Annotated in this window: 13 protein-coding genes; 3 read left to right on the plus strand and 10 right to left on the minus strand. The window is 39.0% G+C overall.

Annotated features, from left to right (window positions below):
* Positions 1-393: 393 nt before the first annotated feature.
* Positions 394-1296 (minus strand): LysR family transcriptional regulator, encoded by a 903-nt coding sequence (locus H5084_RS08400; RefSeq protein WP_182690161.1) that lies wholly within the window; start codon positions 1294-1296, stop codon positions 394-396.
* Between the two features lie 180 nt (positions 1297-1476).
* On the opposite strand from H5084_RS08400, the gene H5084_RS08405 reads away from it, so the two are divergent.
* Together H5084_RS08405 and H5084_RS08410 are read left to right on the plus strand one after the other, a co-directional pair.
* Positions 1477-3201, plus strand: coding sequence for an L-lactate permease (locus H5084_RS08405; RefSeq protein ID WP_182690162.1), 1725 nt, complete (start codon positions 1477-1479; stop codon positions 3199-3201).
* 110 nt (positions 3202-3311) lie between these two features.
* Positions 3312-6134 (plus strand): FAD-binding and (Fe-S)-binding domain-containing protein, encoded by a 2823-nt coding sequence (locus H5084_RS08410; RefSeq protein WP_182690163.1) that lies wholly within the window; start codon positions 3312-3314, stop codon positions 6132-6134.
* A 170-nt stretch (positions 6135-6304) separates the two neighbouring features.
* Here the strand turns inward: H5084_RS08410 and H5084_RS08415 are convergent, their stop codons facing one another.
* The 9 genes from H5084_RS08415 to H5084_RS08455 all read right to left on the minus strand — a co-directional run bounded on the left by H5084_RS08415 (position 6305) and on the right by H5084_RS08455 (position 15322).
* Positions 6305-6928 carry a tetratricopeptide repeat protein gene (locus tag H5084_RS08415; protein ID WP_182690164.1) on the minus strand — a complete coding sequence of 208 codons (624 nt, stop codon included), beginning with the start codon at positions 6926-6928 and terminating at the stop codon, positions 6305-6307.
* Between the two features lie 117 nt (positions 6929-7045).
* Complete coding sequence (locus tag H5084_RS08420; protein WP_028869195.1) at positions 7046-7810, minus strand: phosphoadenylyl-sulfate reductase; 765 nt, start codon at positions 7808-7810, stop codon at positions 7046-7048.
* Positions 7803-9491 (minus strand): assimilatory sulfite reductase (NADPH) hemoprotein subunit, encoded by a 1689-nt coding sequence (cysI, locus tag H5084_RS08425; protein ID WP_182690165.1) that lies wholly within the window; start codon positions 9489-9491, stop codon positions 7803-7805. The genes H5084_RS08420 and cysI overlap by 8 nt, the downstream gene beginning before the upstream one ends.
* Positions 9491-11287, minus strand: a complete 1797-nt coding sequence (locus H5084_RS08430; RefSeq protein ID WP_182690166.1) for an assimilatory sulfite reductase (NADPH) flavoprotein subunit — start codon at positions 11285-11287, stop codon at positions 9491-9493. Before H5084_RS08430 ends, cysI begins: the two co-directional genes overlap by 1 nt.
* Positions 11288-11691: 404 nt before the next feature.
* Positions 11692-12309, minus strand: a complete 618-nt coding sequence (locus H5084_RS08435) for a TIGR04219 family outer membrane beta-barrel protein (protein ID WP_182690167.1) — start codon at positions 12307-12309, stop codon at positions 11692-11694.
* 28 nt (positions 12310-12337) lie between these two features.
* Complete coding sequence (locus H5084_RS08440) at positions 12338-12808, minus strand: copper chaperone PCu(A)C (protein ID WP_182690168.1); 471 nt, start codon at positions 12806-12808, stop codon at positions 12338-12340.
* The gene (locus tag H5084_RS08445; protein WP_028869191.1) at positions 12805-13026 is read right to left on the minus strand and encodes a hypothetical protein; all 222 of its coding nucleotides are present in this window, start codon (positions 13024-13026) and stop codon (positions 12805-12807) included. The genes H5084_RS08440 and H5084_RS08445 overlap by 4 nt, the downstream gene beginning before the upstream one ends.
* Before the next feature lie 78 nt (positions 13027-13104).
* Positions 13105-13605 (minus strand): acetolactate synthase small subunit, encoded by a 501-nt coding sequence (gene ilvN / locus H5084_RS08450; RefSeq protein WP_028869190.1) that lies wholly within the window; start codon positions 13603-13605, stop codon positions 13105-13107.
* Entirely contained in the window at positions 13598-15322 is a 1725-nt protein-coding gene (locus H5084_RS08455) for an acetolactate synthase 3 large subunit (protein WP_182690169.1), read from the minus strand. The genes ilvN and H5084_RS08455 overlap by 8 nt, the downstream gene beginning before the upstream one ends.
* 485 nt (positions 15323-15807) lie before the next feature.
* On the opposite strand from H5084_RS08455, the gene prfB reads away from it, so the two are divergent.
* A protein-coding gene (gene prfB / locus H5084_RS08460) for a peptide chain release factor 2 (protein WP_182690170.1) occupies positions 15808-16906 on the plus strand; the annotation gives its coding sequence in 2 pieces (ribosomal slippage) (positions 15808-15882 and positions 15884-16906; 1098 coding nt in all).
* Positions 16907-16964 lie beyond the last annotated feature (58 nt).

Below are 16964 nucleotides of genomic sequence, written 5' to 3' on the forward strand. Positions count from 1 at the left end.
GTGTAATTTATTTCGACTATTTCTTTATGGATAATTAAAATATGATCCTTTAACTCTCTAAATAAATAGTTTTTAAGTCAGTTTTCCCTTATAAAAAGTGTTTTTTTCATACATTATTCTTTTTGTCAGCGATTAACTATTTTATAGTTGATTAGTATTTTAAAAGTGTAAAAATTTCCGATATGCCCAAGTGGTTATTCATTATCTAACTCAAGCTATGAGGATATTCACGCTATTCTTCATTTTATAAAATCATTATTAGCGCAGATAGAAAAAGGCGGATTCAATATTAAAGTGCATAACCCCCTCCTTATGCGTTAATAACCTATCGATGAGATCGTTAAAATAAGTAATGGACATAGTTAGGCTAGCTTACGGTTAGCATTAATATTTCTAAAACGACTCTGCTATTGCAGCATAACTTTGTTTAATATGTTCAATTAACAACCTAATTTTTCGAGGAGGTTGACGCGTAAAAGGATAGACTGCATAAATCCCTAGTTTTTTCCCCACTTGATTTGGAAAAATATCAATTAAGTCACCTTTTAAAAGATCTTGATAGACTAAACAACGTGGTAAATAGGCAAGGCCATTCCCCCCTAATGCAGCTTTTCTTAATGCACCTGCATTATTAGTAGAAAAATTACCCGTGACTTTAATTAGATAATCCTCTTGTTCGCCTTTAAATTCCCACTCAGAAGCGCCCGTTGTTTGATAAGCATACTGTAGACAATTATGTTTAACTATGTCTTCAGGTGTTACCGGTTTACCTGTACTCGCTATATAACTTGGCGCGGCACAAATTACCCATTGTGAATCCATTAAATGCCTTGCGATCAGGTTTGAATCCTCAAGTCGTGCTGTTCTAATTACTAAGTCATAACCTCCCTCAATCAGATCAACAAATGAATTTTCGAGCGACATATCAACGGTAAACCCTGGGTGCATGCGACAAAATTCAGCAACTGAATTTGCCAAAAGTAAGTCTCCAGAAATGGTTGGGACTGACATTTTAATGTGTCCGGTCATACTTTCACCGTAACCATAGACAGCGTCAATTGCTTCGGTAGCGGCCTGCGTCACATTTTTAGCACCTTGATAGAGCACCTTTCCCGCTTCACTCAGGGTTAATTTTCTTGTAGTTCTATATAAAAGTTGCACCCCAAGTCCAGTCTCTAATCGGGCTATGCGCTTACTAACCACTGAGTTTGTGAGGGAATTGAGCTCAGCGACTTTACTGAAAGAACCATGCTCTACCACTTGAGCAAATAGAATCAGATCATCTGTTTTTGTCATGATTATCTTATTTTTGGAAACAATGTTTTTCATTATTTCCCTATATCGATAAAAAGGAAAGGAGTATCGTCACACTCCGTTAACAAACTGACAACAATAATTTAAGCAAAAATTATAAACTTTACTTTTTAAACAGTGTTTATGACGGCTTATCAGCTGATCTAAGGAAGGAAACATAATATGAATGATACTTTACTCGCGTTAATCGCTTTTTCACCAATAGTGGTCGCGGCTATATTACTAGTTGGGCTAAACTGGCCTGCAAAACGTGCGATGCCAGTCGCTTTTGTATTGACAGTCGCCGTTGCTGTTTTCGCTTGGGATATGTCAATAACAAGGATCATTGCTTCCTCTTTACAAGGTTTAACCATTACCGTTGCCGTATTATGGATTGTCTTCGGAGCTATCTTTTTACTTAATACCTTGAAGCATACTGGGGCAATTAGTGTGATCCGTAATGGCTTCATTGATATATCAGCAGATCGCCGTATTCAAGCGATCATTATTGCTTGGTGCTTTGGTTCATTTATCGAAGGGGCATCTGGATTTGGAACACCTGCAGCAATTGCAGCGCCATTATTGGTAGCAATCGGTTTTCCTGCTTTGGCTGCGGTGGTTATGGGAATGATGATTCAATCTACTCCGGTATCATTTGGCGCTGTGGGTACGCCAATCATTGTTGGTGTCAATAAAGGGCTTGATACACATAATATTTCAGAATTGCTAATTGCGGGCGGTTCAACGTGGGATATCTATTTACAAGAAATCACTAGCAACGTGGCGGTTATTCATGCTGTCGTAGGGACGTTTATTCCAGTATTAATGGCGATGATGTTAACTCGATTTTTTGGTCGCAAAAAAAGTTGGACTGAAGGCTTAGATATTTTACCTTTTGCACTCTTTGCTGGTTTAGCATTTACCGTTCCCTATGCATTAACAGGCGTTTTTCTTGGTGCTGAATTTCCTTCGTTAATGGGTGGTTTAGTGAGCCTGGCCGTTGTAGTAACAGCCGCTAAAAAAGGTTTTCTAGTGCCTAAAACTACCTGGGATTTTGAAAGTGAAGATAAGTGGCCTAGAGAGTGGTTAGGTTCATTAAAAATGGATTTAAAAGCTGGCTTAAAAAAAACTGCTCAAACAAAAGAGATGGGCCTTGTACTTGCCTGGCTTCCATATTTGTTGTTAGCAGTGGTACTCGTGGCTAGTCGTGTTAGTCCTGAGTTTAAGGGGGTATTAAAGAGTGTTAGTTTATCGTTTAATAACATATTAGGTGAAACGGGGGTCAGTGCAGCTATTCAACCATTGTATCTTCCAGGTGGCATCTTAGTATTTATTGCATTATTGGCCGTGTTAATACAGGCCCGCAGTATCAAACCGTTAGGTTGTGCATTTAAAGAATCGAGTAAAACATTAATTGGCGCTGGTTTTGTTTTAGTCTTCACAGTGCCGATGGTACGTATCTTTATCAATTCAGGTATTAATGGGGCTGATTTAGCCAGTATGCCGGTGACTACTGCAAATTTTGCATCTGATATTGTGGGTACTTTATTTCCAGGGTTGAGTGCTTCTATTGGTGCATTAGGTGCATTTATTGCGGGGTCTAATACGGTTTCAAATATGATGTTTAGCCAGTTTCAATTTGAAGTGGCGCAAACATTGGGAGTTTCAAGTGTTGCGGTTGTTTCACTGCAAGCCGTTGGTGCTGCAGCTGGTAATATGATTGCTATCCATAATGTGGTTGCCGCCTCCGCTACGGTTGGTTTACTTGGTCGAGAGGGGATCACATTACGTAGAACGGCGATCCCTACTTTTTATTATGTTGTAGCTACTGGCATTATTGGTTTGGTCATTATCTATGGCTTTAATATTAGTGATAGTTTAATGGCTGCTCAAGCTAACATTCAATAAATCATGGCAGGCTGATTAGTAAGTTAAAGTTTGTATTAGCCTCGATTCATCTAGTACGCCGAATATATAAAATAGTCAAAGCTAGTAGGTAGTTTAATTAAGGATAAATAATGGAAAATAATCAAGGGCAATATCAACAATTACAAAATAGGTTGATGGAACATGTCGAAAAAGAGCGTATTTTTACCGATCCTGCGCTGCTACTTGCTTATGGCACGGATGCTAGTTTTTATCGTTTAATACCAAAGATGGTGGTGCGTTTAAAAAATATTGATGAAGTTATTTTTACTATTCAAGCCTGTGCTCATCTTAATATTGCCTGTACCTTTCGTGCGGCAGGAACTAGCTTATCAGGGCAAGCAGTATCAGACTCTGTATTAATCACATTAACTGATGATTGGCGCGATCATCAGATCCATGATGATGGTTTTAAAATAACGCTACAGCCAGGCGTGATTGGCGCAGATGCGAATAAGTATTTGGCCGCATTTGGTCGTAAAATTGGACCAGATCCTGCTTCAATTAACACCTGTAAAATTGGTGGTATTGCAGCAAATAACGCAAGTGGTATGTGTTGTGGTAGTGCGCAAAATTCTTACCGTACCGTTGATAGTATGAAGTTAGTCTTTGCCGATGGCACACTCCTCAATACTAGCGATCTAGAAAGCGTTAAGGCTTTTCAAAGTAAACAGTCGACGTTAATGCAAGGCATTAAAGATTTGTGTAAGAAAGTGGCGGATAATCAGCAACTAACAGATCGTATTCGCCATAAATATCGTCTCAAAAATACCACCGGTTATTCACTTAATGCGTTAGTCGATTATTCTGATCCTATCGAGGTGATTAAACATTTAATGATCGGCTCGGAAGGGACATTAGGCTTTATTGCTGAAATTACCTATAACACTGTGATTGAACACCCTCATAAAGCTTCTGCATTAATCGTTTTTGAAAGCATAGAAGAAGCCAGTAAAGCGGTGACTGCATTAACAGGCGACCCTGTTTCCGCTGTTGAGATGATGGATGGGCGCGCGATGCGCTCAGTGGCTGACAAACCTGGTATGCCAGATTTTATTAAGAACTTAAATCTACAAGCAGGGACCTTACTTATTGAGTCTAGGGCCGGTGATCAAGCATTACTGGATCAGCAATGTGTCAGTATTATGAATACAATCGCTCAATTTAAAATGATTGAATCTATCTCTTTTACTAGCGATGCGAATACGGTTGCTACATTATGGGGGATCCGCAAAGGTATGTTTCCTGCAGTAGGAGCTGTGCGTGAAGTCGGCACTACAGTTATTATTGAAGATGTTGCTTTTCCCGTTGAACATTTGGCCGCTGGCGTACATGACTTACAAAAACTGTTTGATCAATTTCATTATGATGAAGCGATCATTTTTGGCCATGCACTAGAGGGGAATTTACATTTTGTGTTTACTCAAAGCTTTGAGGCCGAGGATGAAGTTAAGCGATACGGTGACTTTATGGATGCAGTCGCTGATTTGGTCGCTGTCAAATATCGCGGTTCATTGAAAGCAGAGCATGGCACAGGGCGTAACATGGCTCCTTATGTTGAGCTGGAGTGGGGCAAAGATGGGTATGCTTTAATGCAGCAAATTAAAGCATTATTTGATCCTCACAGTATATTAAATCCAGGGGTTATTATTAATGATGATCCGCAATCACATCTTAAAAATTTAAAGCCGATGCCTAAGGCAGATGACTTGATTGATCGCTGTATTGAATGTGGCTTCTGTGAACCAGTGTGTCCATCGCGCACGCTTAGTTTATCGCCACGCCAGCGTATCGTTTTGTACCGAGAGCTACAGCGTCGCGAAAGCGCTGGAGAAACGGAAGGTGCAAGTGCTTTACAAAAGGTGTTTGAATATCAAGGGATAGATACTTGTGCGGCAACAGGCTTGTGTGCCGATCGCTGTCCGGTTGGTATTAATACTGGTGATTTGATAAAAAAATTACGTACCAGTAAGTATAAAAAATTTACACCTATCGCACGTTGGACTGCAGATCATTTTGCAACAACGAGTAACATGGTTAATCTTAGTTTGAAAGCGAATACACTTGCTCAGAAAGTATTAGGTGAAAAAGCCGTTGCTAAGGTAGCGAATGGATTACGTCACTTAAGTGCGGGTAAAACGCCAATGTGGATCCCGGAATTACCGACATCTAATAAGCATCGCCCGCACAATTCGATGAGCGCAGATCAAACGAATAAAAAAGTAGTCTACCTACCTTCCTGTGCAAGTCGTACCATGGGGCAACAAGCTGGAAATAAAGAAAGTCGATCACTGACAGAAGTGACGGAGTCGTTGATCAAAAAAGCAGGTTTTGACATTATCATTCCTGAGTCGTTATCGGATCAATGCTGTGGTATGCCTTACGATAGTAAAGGAATGAATCTACTTGCAGATCAAAAATCGAAGCAATTAGAAATGGCATTATGGCAAGCTAGTGAGCAAGGTAAGTGGCCTGTTTTAATGGATACAAGCCCTTGTGCAAAACACAGTATTGAAAAATTCACACACACAATGGAGATTCTAGAGCCGACTGTGTTTGTGCTTAAATACCTACTTAACCATTTAACTATCAAGCCGATTGAAGAAACGGTGATGTTGCATATTACTTGTAGCTCTCGTCGCATGGGGATTGAGAATAGCATGCTCCAACTAGCAAAACGTTGTACATCAGATGTCATTATTCCTGAACATATTCAGTGCTGTGGATGGGCTGGAGATAAAGGTTTTACGACACCTGAATTAAATGCAGCGGCGGTGCATACTCTAAAAGCACAGGTTCCCGAACATTGTACTCGTGGTTTTAGTAATAGCCGTACTTGTGAAATCGGATTATCCCACCATAGCGGGATCCCTTATCAGTCTATTTTATATTTAGTCGACGAGGCGAGTCATTAATCGCTAAAGCATAATCGATTGCGCCTATTCAAATTGCTGAATATGCGCATTGTTGTTTTTGTTGGAAATTCGTCTCAAATTTATATTTGAATGGTCTCGGGTATCGGCTGTTCGTATTTCATTAATCAGAAGCATCATTAACTAAAAACTATTATCTCGTCAAAGGTTGCTTAATTATTGTATTCACGACGTGCATTTCTTAATGCAAACTCGGGCATCTTTTTCCCCAAGGCTGCTAATAAATTGTTAGCTTGTTTCTTTTTTTTAGGGTTAGCAATCACACTATTATATAAAGCCCGGTAAGCGTCTTCAAAGTCATAAGGACTGCCATAACCTTGGTTTAACAAAGTGATATAATTCATTTGTGCACCTAAATGGCCTTGCAGTGCCGCTTCACGAAAATACCTTACCGCTCTGTCTTTGTCTTGTGTGACTAATATACCTTTATTGTAATATCGCCCTAATTGCTCGATAGCAGCTAGTAAGCCCTGTTGTGCGGATTCTTTGATATAGTGCATGCCTAACTCTACATCTCGCTCTGTGCAGACACCCCATGCCAACATATCTCCCCATAAATATACATATGAAGGCTCTTGTACTTTTTCCGCATGTGCTTTTATATCTTGAAGTAATTGACACTCATCGGCCTTTACTCGCTGTAAGTGTTGATTGTCTTTAATTAATACATTGAGTTCGTCCTGCGTGTATAGCTGTATCGTTTCAAAGGTATTTGCATTTGCTTTAACACTGCTTAATAACGTTAATATTAATAGGGTGGGTATCAACTTTTTCATAGTAAATCCTTCATCTTGATAATTATGCTATCGGCAGATGATGCCTTTTCTTAAGTAAAAAAAAGCCTCTATTAAAATGAGAGGCTTTTTTAAACTTAAAGAGTAGATGAAATAATGTTAAATACCACTACCTTGTTCTTCGATAGGGTCTTCATGTAGTCCACATTCACGTTTCAAACCAAAGAAGCGTGTTTCTTCTTCACTCATACCGACTTCAAGTGGACGTGATGTTTGTACATCACCTACCGAAACATAGCCTTGATCCCACAAAGGATGGTAACTTAAGCCATTTTCTTCGAGGTAATAATGAACTTCCTTATTACTCCAATCAATAATAGGCAAAAATTTAAAACATCCATTTTGAATGCTTATTACCGGTAACTCGCCACGGCTTGAAGACTGTGAACGTCGTAAACCAGAGAACCATGTTTTAGCATTTAAGTCTTTTAAAGCACGTTTCATGGGTTCAACTTTATTCATCAAGTTATATTGAGTTAATCCTTCAACTCCTTGATCCCATAATTTTCCATAGCGAGCCTCTTGCCATGCTGGGCTGTGCTCCGCACTATAAATCTTGAGGTTTAAGTTAAGCTTTTTAGTTAACTCATCAATAAATTGATAAGTTTCAGGAAATAAATACCCTGTATCCGTCAAGATGATCGGTGTGTCTGCTTTTACTGTTGTCACTAAATGTAAACAAACAGCCGCCTGAATACCGAAACTTGATGATAAAACAAATTCACTTTCTAAGTTTTCGACTGCCCATTGGACACGCTCTAATGCGGTCTTTTTTTCTAAAACGTCATTTACTTCAGCTAGTGCAATAGTTTGCTGCGCTTTTGGAAGTGTTAATAAATGAGCAAGATCTAACTTATTAGGCATGGAAATCCCTAGCTGCTACAACTACTTCAGCAATAATGCCGGCACGGATAACAAAATCACCAAAATCTTCATTTTCAGTGCGTTCTGTTGCCCAGCGACCAATTAATTCATCTAATGTACTCACTATCGTTGTTTCATCGATATTTTCAGCATACATTTTTGGAATACGAGTCCCGATGCGGTCACCACCTAAATGCAGGTTATAACGACCAGGTGCTTTACCTACTAAACCAATCTCAGCCAACATCGCGCGTCCACAACCATTAGGGCAGCCAGTAATACGTAAAATAATATGGTCTTTAGCAATATTGTGTTTTGCTAACAGACCTTCAACATCATCCGTTAAACTGGGTAAATAACGTTCTGCTTCTGCCATAGCAAGCGGGCAAGTAGGAAGTGATACACAAGCCATAGAATCAATACGTTGTTCGCTTGTTCCATCATCAATTAATCCACACTCACGTGCTAATTTTTCAATATTGTCTTTTTCAGACTCTGGCACACTTGCTATCACTAAGTTTTGGTTCGCAGTCATGCGGAAAGTACCTTGGTGTACTTTTGCAATTTTTACTAAACCAGATTTTAATGGTTTACCATCAAAGTCTAGGATACGGCCATTCTCAATGAACACGGTTAAGTGCCATTTATTATCGATACCCTTAACCCAACCTATACGATCACCACGTTCAGTAAACTCGTAAGCGCCTGGCGCTGCGAAAGTAATACCAGCACGTTTCTCAACTTCTTTTTTGAATGTTTCGATACCGTGTGTTTCTAGCGTGTATTTAGTACGCGCATGTGAACGGCTAACTCGACCACCTAGGTCACGCTGCGTTGTTACAACGGCTTCAGCCACTTCCATTACTTTATCAGCAGTGATGAAACCGAAGTCATCACCTAGACGTGGAAATGTTGTTTTATCGCCGTGTGTCATACCTAAACCAGCACCTACGACTACGTTGTAACCAGTGATCTTGTTATTTTCAATAATAGCAATGAAGTTAAGGTCATTGGCATGGATATCAACATCATTGTAAGGTGGTAAAGCCACTGCAATTTTAAATTTACGTGGTAAGAAGATATTGTGATAAATCGGCTCTTCTTCCGTTTCTAATACTTTTTCACCATCTAACCAAATTTCTGCGTAAGCATTTGATTTTGGTAAGAAGTGCTCACTGATTTTTTTAGATAACTCATACACTTCTGTATGTAACTCAGACTGCTCGGGGTTAGAGGTACAGATAGTATTACGGTTAACATCACCCGCAGTAAAAATAGAATCTATATTCGCTTTGAATTTAAGCTCTTGGAATACTGATTTTAAGTTACGCTTAAAAATGCCGTGATATTGGAAGGTTTGACGTGTCGTAATACGGATACTACCTGCATCAGTTAACTCTTCAGCGATACGGTCAATCTCTAACCATTGCTCAGGGGTGACAACCCCTCCTGGAAGGCGCGCTCGCAATAGGAACGAATACAGCGGCTCAAGCTTCTGTTGTTTACGCTCAGCGCGACGGTCACGGTTATCCTGTTGGTATAAACCGTGGAATTTAACCAGTTGTACTTCATCAGGATGGAATGAACCCGTTGTTGTATCGTTAATTCCCTCTACTAAGTTACCGCGAAGAAAATTACTTTGAATTTTAATGCGTTCGTTGTCGTGTAATTTCTGAGTCATTAGTAAACATCCCTTTGGTAGCGTTTTGCTTGGCGTAATTCTGTTAAATATTCTTCTGCATCTTCAAGACTTAGTTTGCCTTGTTTGCTAATAATGTCGATTAATGTGCTTTGTACATCTTTAGCCATGCGATTTGCATCACCACAAACATAGAAGTGAGCACCATTTTGTAACCACTCAAAGACCTCTTTAGCATTTTCTTGTAAGCGATCTTGTACATAGATTTTTTGTGCTTGATCACGAGAGAAAGCAAGGTCTAATTTAGTTAATAAACCTGATTTTAAATAGGATTGCCATTCAACTTGATAGAGAAAATCTTCGTTAAAAGTTTGGTCGCCAAATAATAGCCAGTTTTTACCGCTCGCATCACTTGCTTCTCGCTCTTGCATAAATGCACGGAAAGGGGCGATACCAGTACCTGGGCCTACCATGATAATCGGTGTTGCTGGGTCAGCAGGTAAACGGAAGTTATGATTGTCTTCAATAAATACTTTTACTTCTTCACCTTCCTGTAAACGGTGCGACAAGAAAGTCGAAGCACTGCCTCCACGTTGCTGTCCTGCTTCATTTTCAAACACAACCGCACCAACGGTTAAGTGTACTTCGTCTTCAACTTCTGTTTGGCTAGAAGCAATTGAATATAAGCGTGGGCTACTGCGACGCAATAAAGCGATGAAGTTTTCCACTGTCACATTTTCATTACCTTCCGCAGTCACCACATCAACGATTTGATTGTTGTTGGCAAAATCACGGCAGGCATTTTTATCTTCGGCTAATTCAAGTAATTGTTTATTTTCAGTTAATGCTGCATAACCTTCTACAAAACCTGGGTGCGTACCGGTTAATTCAAACTCTTCAATTAAAGCGTCTTTTAATGATAAGGTTTTATCACCTAAGGTCACTTCGTTGTCTGCATCTAAGCCTAATTTATTAATCAGCTCATCAACCATTTGTTGATCGTTTTTAAACCACACTCCGAGTGCATCACCAGCAGTATAGTGCAAATCAGATCCAGCTAAATCAATTTCAATATGACGCACATCTTTAGCGGATTCTGTGCCAGTAATTTTTTGGCTTGTTAATAAACTTGCACTAAAAGGTGCTTGTTTATTATATTTATTCTCAGTCACGATAGTGCCAGTTGCAACAGCTGCAGTTGTTGAGGTGCCGGCTTTTTCAAGTGTTGCTTCAACAGCTGTTAGTGCTTTATCGAACCAAGCTTGTGTCACTTCTTGATAATCCACATCGGCATCTAAACGTTCGGTAATGATCTCTCCACCTAATGCTTGCAGGCGTTGTTCAAAATCTTTCCCTGTTTGGCAGAAAAACTCATAACTTGAGTCACCTAAGCCTAATACCGCAAATTTTAAACCTTCTAGCTTAGGGGCTTTTTTAGATGCTAGAAATGCATGAAGATCAATGGCATCGTCAGGTGCTTCACCTTCGCCGTTAGTACTTGCAACAACAATTACATGGCTTTCATCTTTGATTGCTTTAACTTTGTAATCGGCCATTGAAACTAGCTTATTAGGAATGCCTTTAGCTGTTGCTTGCTCAGCTAACTCTTGTGCTACGCCTTTAGCGTTACCCGTTTGTGAGCCGATTAAAATGGTTAAGCTTTGACCTGCGCTTTGTGCAAGTGCTGTAGATGTTACTGGACCTTGGCTTACGCCTGCCAAGTAACCGCTAACCCATGCAGTTTGTACTGCATCTAAGCCTGCAGTTGCTTGTTGCAATTGAGCCAGTTGAGACTCTGATAAAGGCGATGTTAAAGCCGATAAATTGTTAAGTGCCATGAAGTAATTTCCGCTATTACATTAAGATGAAGGAAGTTTACGCGAGCTTATGATTAGCACAAAAGAATAAAAGTTACTCTTTTATAACTAAATGGCATTTAAAAAGTGAGGTTTATTGTAGTTTATGGTCAAGCTTATGTATCTTATTGATTTTATTTGTCTAGTTTTCATTGGATGTGAAGGGATGAAGTAAATAACTATGCTTTTTGTTGCTGTTAATGTGTATTTAATAAATATTTATAGAGTGGGAAACATCTTTTTATATGCCTTGTGCTGGATCGAACAAGGTATGAAAAAGCAGGTATTAAGTTAATCGATATAAAGTTTAAAAGCCACATTCGAGGTTTAATCAACGTCGTTAATAATGTGGCTTTAAAACAGCCAGAACAGTTAAAAACTATAGGTTAGAAGTGTACTTCTACACCTGCAAATAAACCGTCAACTTCTTGTGTGCCTGCAACATTATCAAACTCTAACTCTTGTACTCGGTAACCGGCACGCACTGCGACGTTTAATAAATAAGAGTCAGGATTGAAGGTATAAGCTAAGCCAATCTGCGCATCTAACGCATCATCATCTGTCAGTGAGCCACCGATAACTTCAGCAAAAGCATGCATGCTAACACCTGGTATATGTACTTTCGCAGCTCCGTAAGCTTGGGCAATTGAAGCGTCATGATTAAAGCTTTCTGTATCGGTATATGCTAATCCCAAATCAATTTCAACTAAGTCATTATCTAGCACTTCATAATATAAAATTGCGTTCATTGCTGAACTATCATTATTATTGAAATCGCTATTGCTTAAATCTGAATATTTTAATTTAACATTGGGTACTAGTGGAATGAAATGTTCAAATGCAACATAACCAGATAGGTTGTTGTCATCTTCTGTAGCATTTGAATTACTAAAACTTGTTTCGTTGCTAGCGTAATCAAGACCCGCATAAACACCTAAAAAATCAGCCGTTGATGGCATACTAATTGTTGCTGCTATAACAGCGGCTAAAGCCTGTTTTTTCATGGATGTAATTTCCTTTTTTATGTTAAGTCTAGTGATGTGCTTGGTGCGCCATTTCTGTCGAACCTTGGTTTTTATTGCTGTTTATTTTTTTAACGGGGGCATCAATGTTTAATTCATTTCCGTTATCAAAATAGAGTGTAACTTTAACGGATTGGCCTTCAGTTAAATTATTATTTAGACCTAAAAACATAATATGGTGACCACCCGGTTGTAATGACGTGCTGCTATTCGCCGCTATTTCCACCGCTTCAACTTGGCGCATTTTCATCATGCCATCTTGTTTAATATGGTTATGTAACTCAACACGTTTTGCAATATCACTGTCTGCTGCAATTAATTTAATAGTCGTGTTGGTGTGGTTGGTGATTGTTAAGAAAGATGCACTATTTTTAGCATGTGGTGGTGTTGCTCTTATATATTGATCACTAACCGTTAAATCACTGGCAACGCTATTAATAGAGAATAAACAGGTACAAGCAAGTAGTAATAAGCGTTTCATAGTTCGTCCTTGTCTTTGTTATTTTTATATTGAAAGAAGTAATAATAGATGAGGTAAGCTAGTAAAATCCAAATACCGAATTTTAATAGAAAGGAAAGGGCACCCAGTACAATAAAGCTAGCGATCATAATCCCTGCTATGACCATCAAACTTAGTATCGATACGCCAAACATAAAAAGCACAAATGCTGACATTAACAGCGCGAGCAGTTCGAACATTTTACTCTCCTATAAATAAAAAATGCAAAGTACAGCGATCTGCACTTTGCATAAAGTAGTTCATCTCAGTTTTGTCACTTATCCTCGTAGTGCTTTATCACCACGTGCAATACCACAAACACCAGATCTAACTACTTCAACAATTTCACTCGCATCAGAAATTGTTGCTACAAAAGCATCCAATTTTGAACCTACACCAGTTAATTGTATGGTGTAAAGATTTTGAGTGATATCAACAATTTGGCCACGATATATGTCACAAGTACGTTTTACTTCTTCACGTGCTTCGCTACCGACAGTGCGTACTTTAACCAATAACAGTTCACGTTCTACATGTGCACTTTGAGTTAATTCAGTAACGCGTAACACATCGACTAGTTTGTGTAGTTGTTTCATCATCTGCTCAAGCTCCGCATGATTAACAACATCTGTTGTAATAGTCATACGAGATAACGTTTTATCGTTAGTCGGTGATACGGTTAATGATTCAATGTTGTAAGCTCGCTGTGAAAAAAGACCAACAACACGAGACAATGCGCCTGATTCGTTCTCTAGTAAAACAGCTATAATTCTACGCATCAGTTTTCTCCGTTTTGCTTAGGTACATATCTTCCATACTGCCAGATTTTATTTGCATCGGATAAACATGTTCTTCTGGATCAATCGCAACATCAATAAAGACAACACGATCCTTTAATTCGAATGCACGTATTAATGCAGGCTCAAGTTCTTCAATTTTATCAACTTTAATACCGATATGGTTATAGGCTTCAGATAATTTAACAAAATCAGGCACACTATCCATATAAGAATGAGATTGACGACCACCATAGAACATTTTTTGCCACTGTTTTACCATGCCTAGAGAGCGATTGTTCAATAGTAGAATCACCAGAGGAATGTTGTATTGCATACAAGTTGATAACTCTTGAATGTTCATCTGAATAGAGCCATCACCAGTGACACAAACAACTGGACGATCTGGGAAAGCTATTTTACAACCCATTGCAGCTGGTAAGCCGAAGCCCATCGTACCTGCGCCGCCAGAGTTAATCCATTGGCGAGGTTCTTTAAACGGATAATATTGAGCTGCAACCATTTGATGTTGACCAACGTCAGAGGTGACGATTGCATCGCCTTTGGTTACTTTATACAAACATTGGATCACTTGTTGTGGTTTGATATGTGTATCTGATGTTTTGTAAGCAAGGCAATCTTTAGCGCGCCATTCATTAATCTGATCCCACCACGCATTAATACTTTCACTATCATTAGTCGCTTGAGTTTCTTCGATTAGATCTAACATCTGTTGTAATACCACTTCAACACTACCCACAATCGGTAGGTCGGCGTGAATGTTTTTTGAAATAGACGTCGGGTCGATATCAATATGCATGATTTTTGCGTTTGGACAGAATTTATCTACATTATTAGTTACACGGTCATCAAATCGCGCACCACAAGAAAAAATCAAATCTGCATTATGCATTGAGTTATTTGCTTCATAGGTACCGTGCATGCCTAACATGCCAATAAATTGTTTGTGCTCTCCTGGAAATGCACCCAACCCCATTAAGGTATTGGTTACTGGGAGGTTTAACTTTTCAGCAAGTTCTAATACTTGTTTTGATGCATTAGCAATAATTGCACCACCACCTACATATAACACAGGTTTTCTAGCACTGACTAATGCAGCGACCGCGCGTTTTATTTGTCCTTTATGACCACTTAAAGTTGGGTTATATGAACGTAAGCTAATATTTTCAGGATATTCGTAAGGGAATTTGTTAAGTGGGTTTTGCACATCTTTTGGCAGTTCGATAACTACTGGACCCGGTCGGCCTGTTGAAGCAATATAAAATGCCTTTTTGATCGCCATTGGGATTTCTTCAGCGGTACGGCATGAAAAGCTATGTTTTACAATTGGACGAGAAACACCGATCATATCGGTTTCTTGGAAAGCATCGTCGCCAATCCAGAACGTAGGTACTTGGCCTGATAAAACAACTAATGGAATTGAATCCATGTAAGCCGTTGCAATACCTGTAATACAGTTTGTTGCGCCTGGGCCTGCTGTTACTAATACACAGCCTACTTTGCCGGTTGCACGTGAATAAGCATCTGCCATGTGTACAGCGGCTTGTTCATGACGTACTAAATAATGTTCAATTTTATCAGATTGAAAAATTGCATCGTATATATCTAAAACTGAACCACCTGGGTAGCCAAAGATATGTTCTATACCTTCGTCCTGTAGTGAACGCACTACCATTTCGGCGCCTGAAAGCATTTCCATAATTTGTATCCTTATACAATCGGTTAATTGCGTCGTTTTCTATCTGTATCGGATAGAAGCGAACCTTGCTTAAATGAGCCTTTAACTTTACGTTAATGAAAATAAAATGCATCTAATAAAAGTAAAAAATTGTATTTTTTTCTATTTTTTTAATTTCTTAGGTACTTTTGAAAATACGCTAAATGCTAATAACAAGCAGTTAGCGTATTTAGACCGCTAACAAGCGTGTTTATACTTATTTATGATAGTTAACTAATAAGTTTATAATAGTTAAATAATAAGCTGGAGCTTATTCAAAATTGATATTTCTTGAGTATTTTTTAGGTTTGAAAATCATATCAAGTGGCTTGCAATTAAAGTGAGTACGAGTAGGTGTGTAGGTTTACAGGACAAGATGCTTATTAATTTTAAATGTTCTCTATTTATTTTATCGATAATTGGTTAAAATTCGGCTCTTTTTACGAATATATCAATAGTGAGCCTCAATGTTTGAAGTAAACCCTATTCTTAACCAACTTAAAGACCTTACTGAGCGTGCTGAAATGCTTAGGGGGTACCTTTGACTATGATGCTAAAGTGGAGCGACTTGAAGAAGTTAGCCGTGAACTAGAATCTTCTGAAGTATGGAATGATCCAGAACATGCACAAGCATTAGGAAAAGAACGTAGTAGCCTTGAATTAGTGGTGAAAACCATTGATGCATTAACAGAAGGTACTGACGATATTGAAATGCTGGTGGAGATGGCTGTAGAAGAAAGCGACCAAGACAGCTTTGATGAAGCGGTTAAAGAAGCCAATGACCTTGAAAAGCAACTTGAAGTGCTAGAGTTTCGCCGGATGTTTTCGGGCAAACAAGATGCATGTTCTTGTTATCTTGATATTCAATCAGGTTCAGGCGGTACAGAAGCACAAGATTGGGCAAATATGCTGTTACGTATGTATTTACGTTGGGGTGAAGCTAATGGATATAAAACCGAGCTAATGGAAGCGACACCCGGTGATGTTGCAGGCATTAAAGGCGCGACTATTCGTTTTAGTGGTGAATATGCCTATGGTTGGTTACGTACTGAAACCGGTGTGCATCGTTTAGTGCGTAAGTCACCCTTTGACTCATCGGGTAAACGCCATACTTCGTTTGCATCGGCATTTATTTACCCTGAAATCGATGACAATATCGATATTCAAATTAATCCTGCTGATTTACGTATTGATGTATATCGTGCATCAGGGGCGGGTGGTCAGCACGTTAATACAACCGAGTCGGCTGTACGTATTACGCATACGCCAACCAATATTGTTGTACAGTGTCAAAATGACCGTTCACAACATAAAAATAAAGACCAAGCGATGAAACAATTACGTGCCAAATTATATGAGCACGAATTACAATTACAAAATGCAGAAAAGCAGATCAATGAAGATGGTAAGTCTGATATTGGCTGGGGTAGCCAAATTCGTTCTTACGTATTGGATGACTCTCGTATTAAAGATTTACGCACCGGTGTTGAAAACCGGAACACCCAAGTCGTATTAGATGGTGATTTAAATAAATTTATCGAAGCAAGTCTGAAATCTGGATTATAAGTAGAGTAAATAGTATGTGCCTTATATTCATGTACGTAATATAAGGCACATTTAGAAG

Source organism: Psychromonas sp. SR45-3, assembly GCF_014163575.1.
Lineage (GTDB): Bacteria > Pseudomonadota > Gammaproteobacteria > Enterobacterales > Psychromonadaceae > Psychromonas > Psychromonas arctica.

Excerpts from the sequence above, each read along its gene's own strand:
- H5084_RS08400 (WP_182690161.1), bottom strand. The coding sequence starts at position 1,296 with ATGACAAAAACAGATGATCTGATTCTATTTGCTCAAGTGGTAGAGCAT.
- H5084_RS08405 (WP_182690162.1), top strand. The coding sequence starts at position 1,477 with ATGAATGATACTTTACTCGCGTTAATCGCTTTTTCACCAATAGTGGTC.
- H5084_RS08410 (WP_182690163.1), top strand. The coding sequence starts at position 3,312 with ATGGAAAATAATCAAGGGCAATATCAACAATTACAAAATAGGTTGATG.
- H5084_RS08415 (WP_182690164.1), bottom strand. The coding sequence starts at position 6,928 with ATGAAAAAGTTGATACCCACCCTATTAATATTAACGTTATTAAGCAGT.
- H5084_RS08420 (WP_028869195.1), bottom strand. The coding sequence starts at position 7,810 with ATGCCTAATAAGTTAGATCTTGCTCATTTATTAACACTTCCAAAAGCG.
- cysI (WP_182690165.1), bottom strand. The coding sequence starts at position 9,491 with ATGACTCAGAAATTACACGACAACGAACGCATTAAAATTCAAAGTAAT.
- H5084_RS08430 (WP_182690166.1), bottom strand. The coding sequence starts at position 11,287 with ATGGCACTTAACAATTTATCGGCTTTAACATCGCCTTTATCAGAGTCT.
- H5084_RS08435 (WP_182690167.1), bottom strand. The coding sequence starts at position 12,309 with ATGAAAAAACAGGCTTTAGCCGCTGTTATAGCAGCAACAATTAGTATG.
- H5084_RS08440 (WP_182690168.1), bottom strand. The coding sequence starts at position 12,808 with ATGAAACGCTTATTACTACTTGCTTGTACCTGTTTATTCTCTATTAAT.
- H5084_RS08445 (WP_028869191.1), bottom strand. The coding sequence starts at position 13,026 with ATGTTCGAACTGCTCGCGCTGTTAATGTCAGCATTTGTGCTTTTTATG.
- ilvN (WP_028869190.1), bottom strand. The coding sequence starts at position 13,605 with ATGCGTAGAATTATAGCTGTTTTACTAGAGAACGAATCAGGCGCATTG.
- H5084_RS08455 (WP_182690169.1), bottom strand. The coding sequence starts at position 15,322 with ATGGAAATGCTTTCAGGCGCCGAAATGGTAGTGCGTTCACTACAGGAC.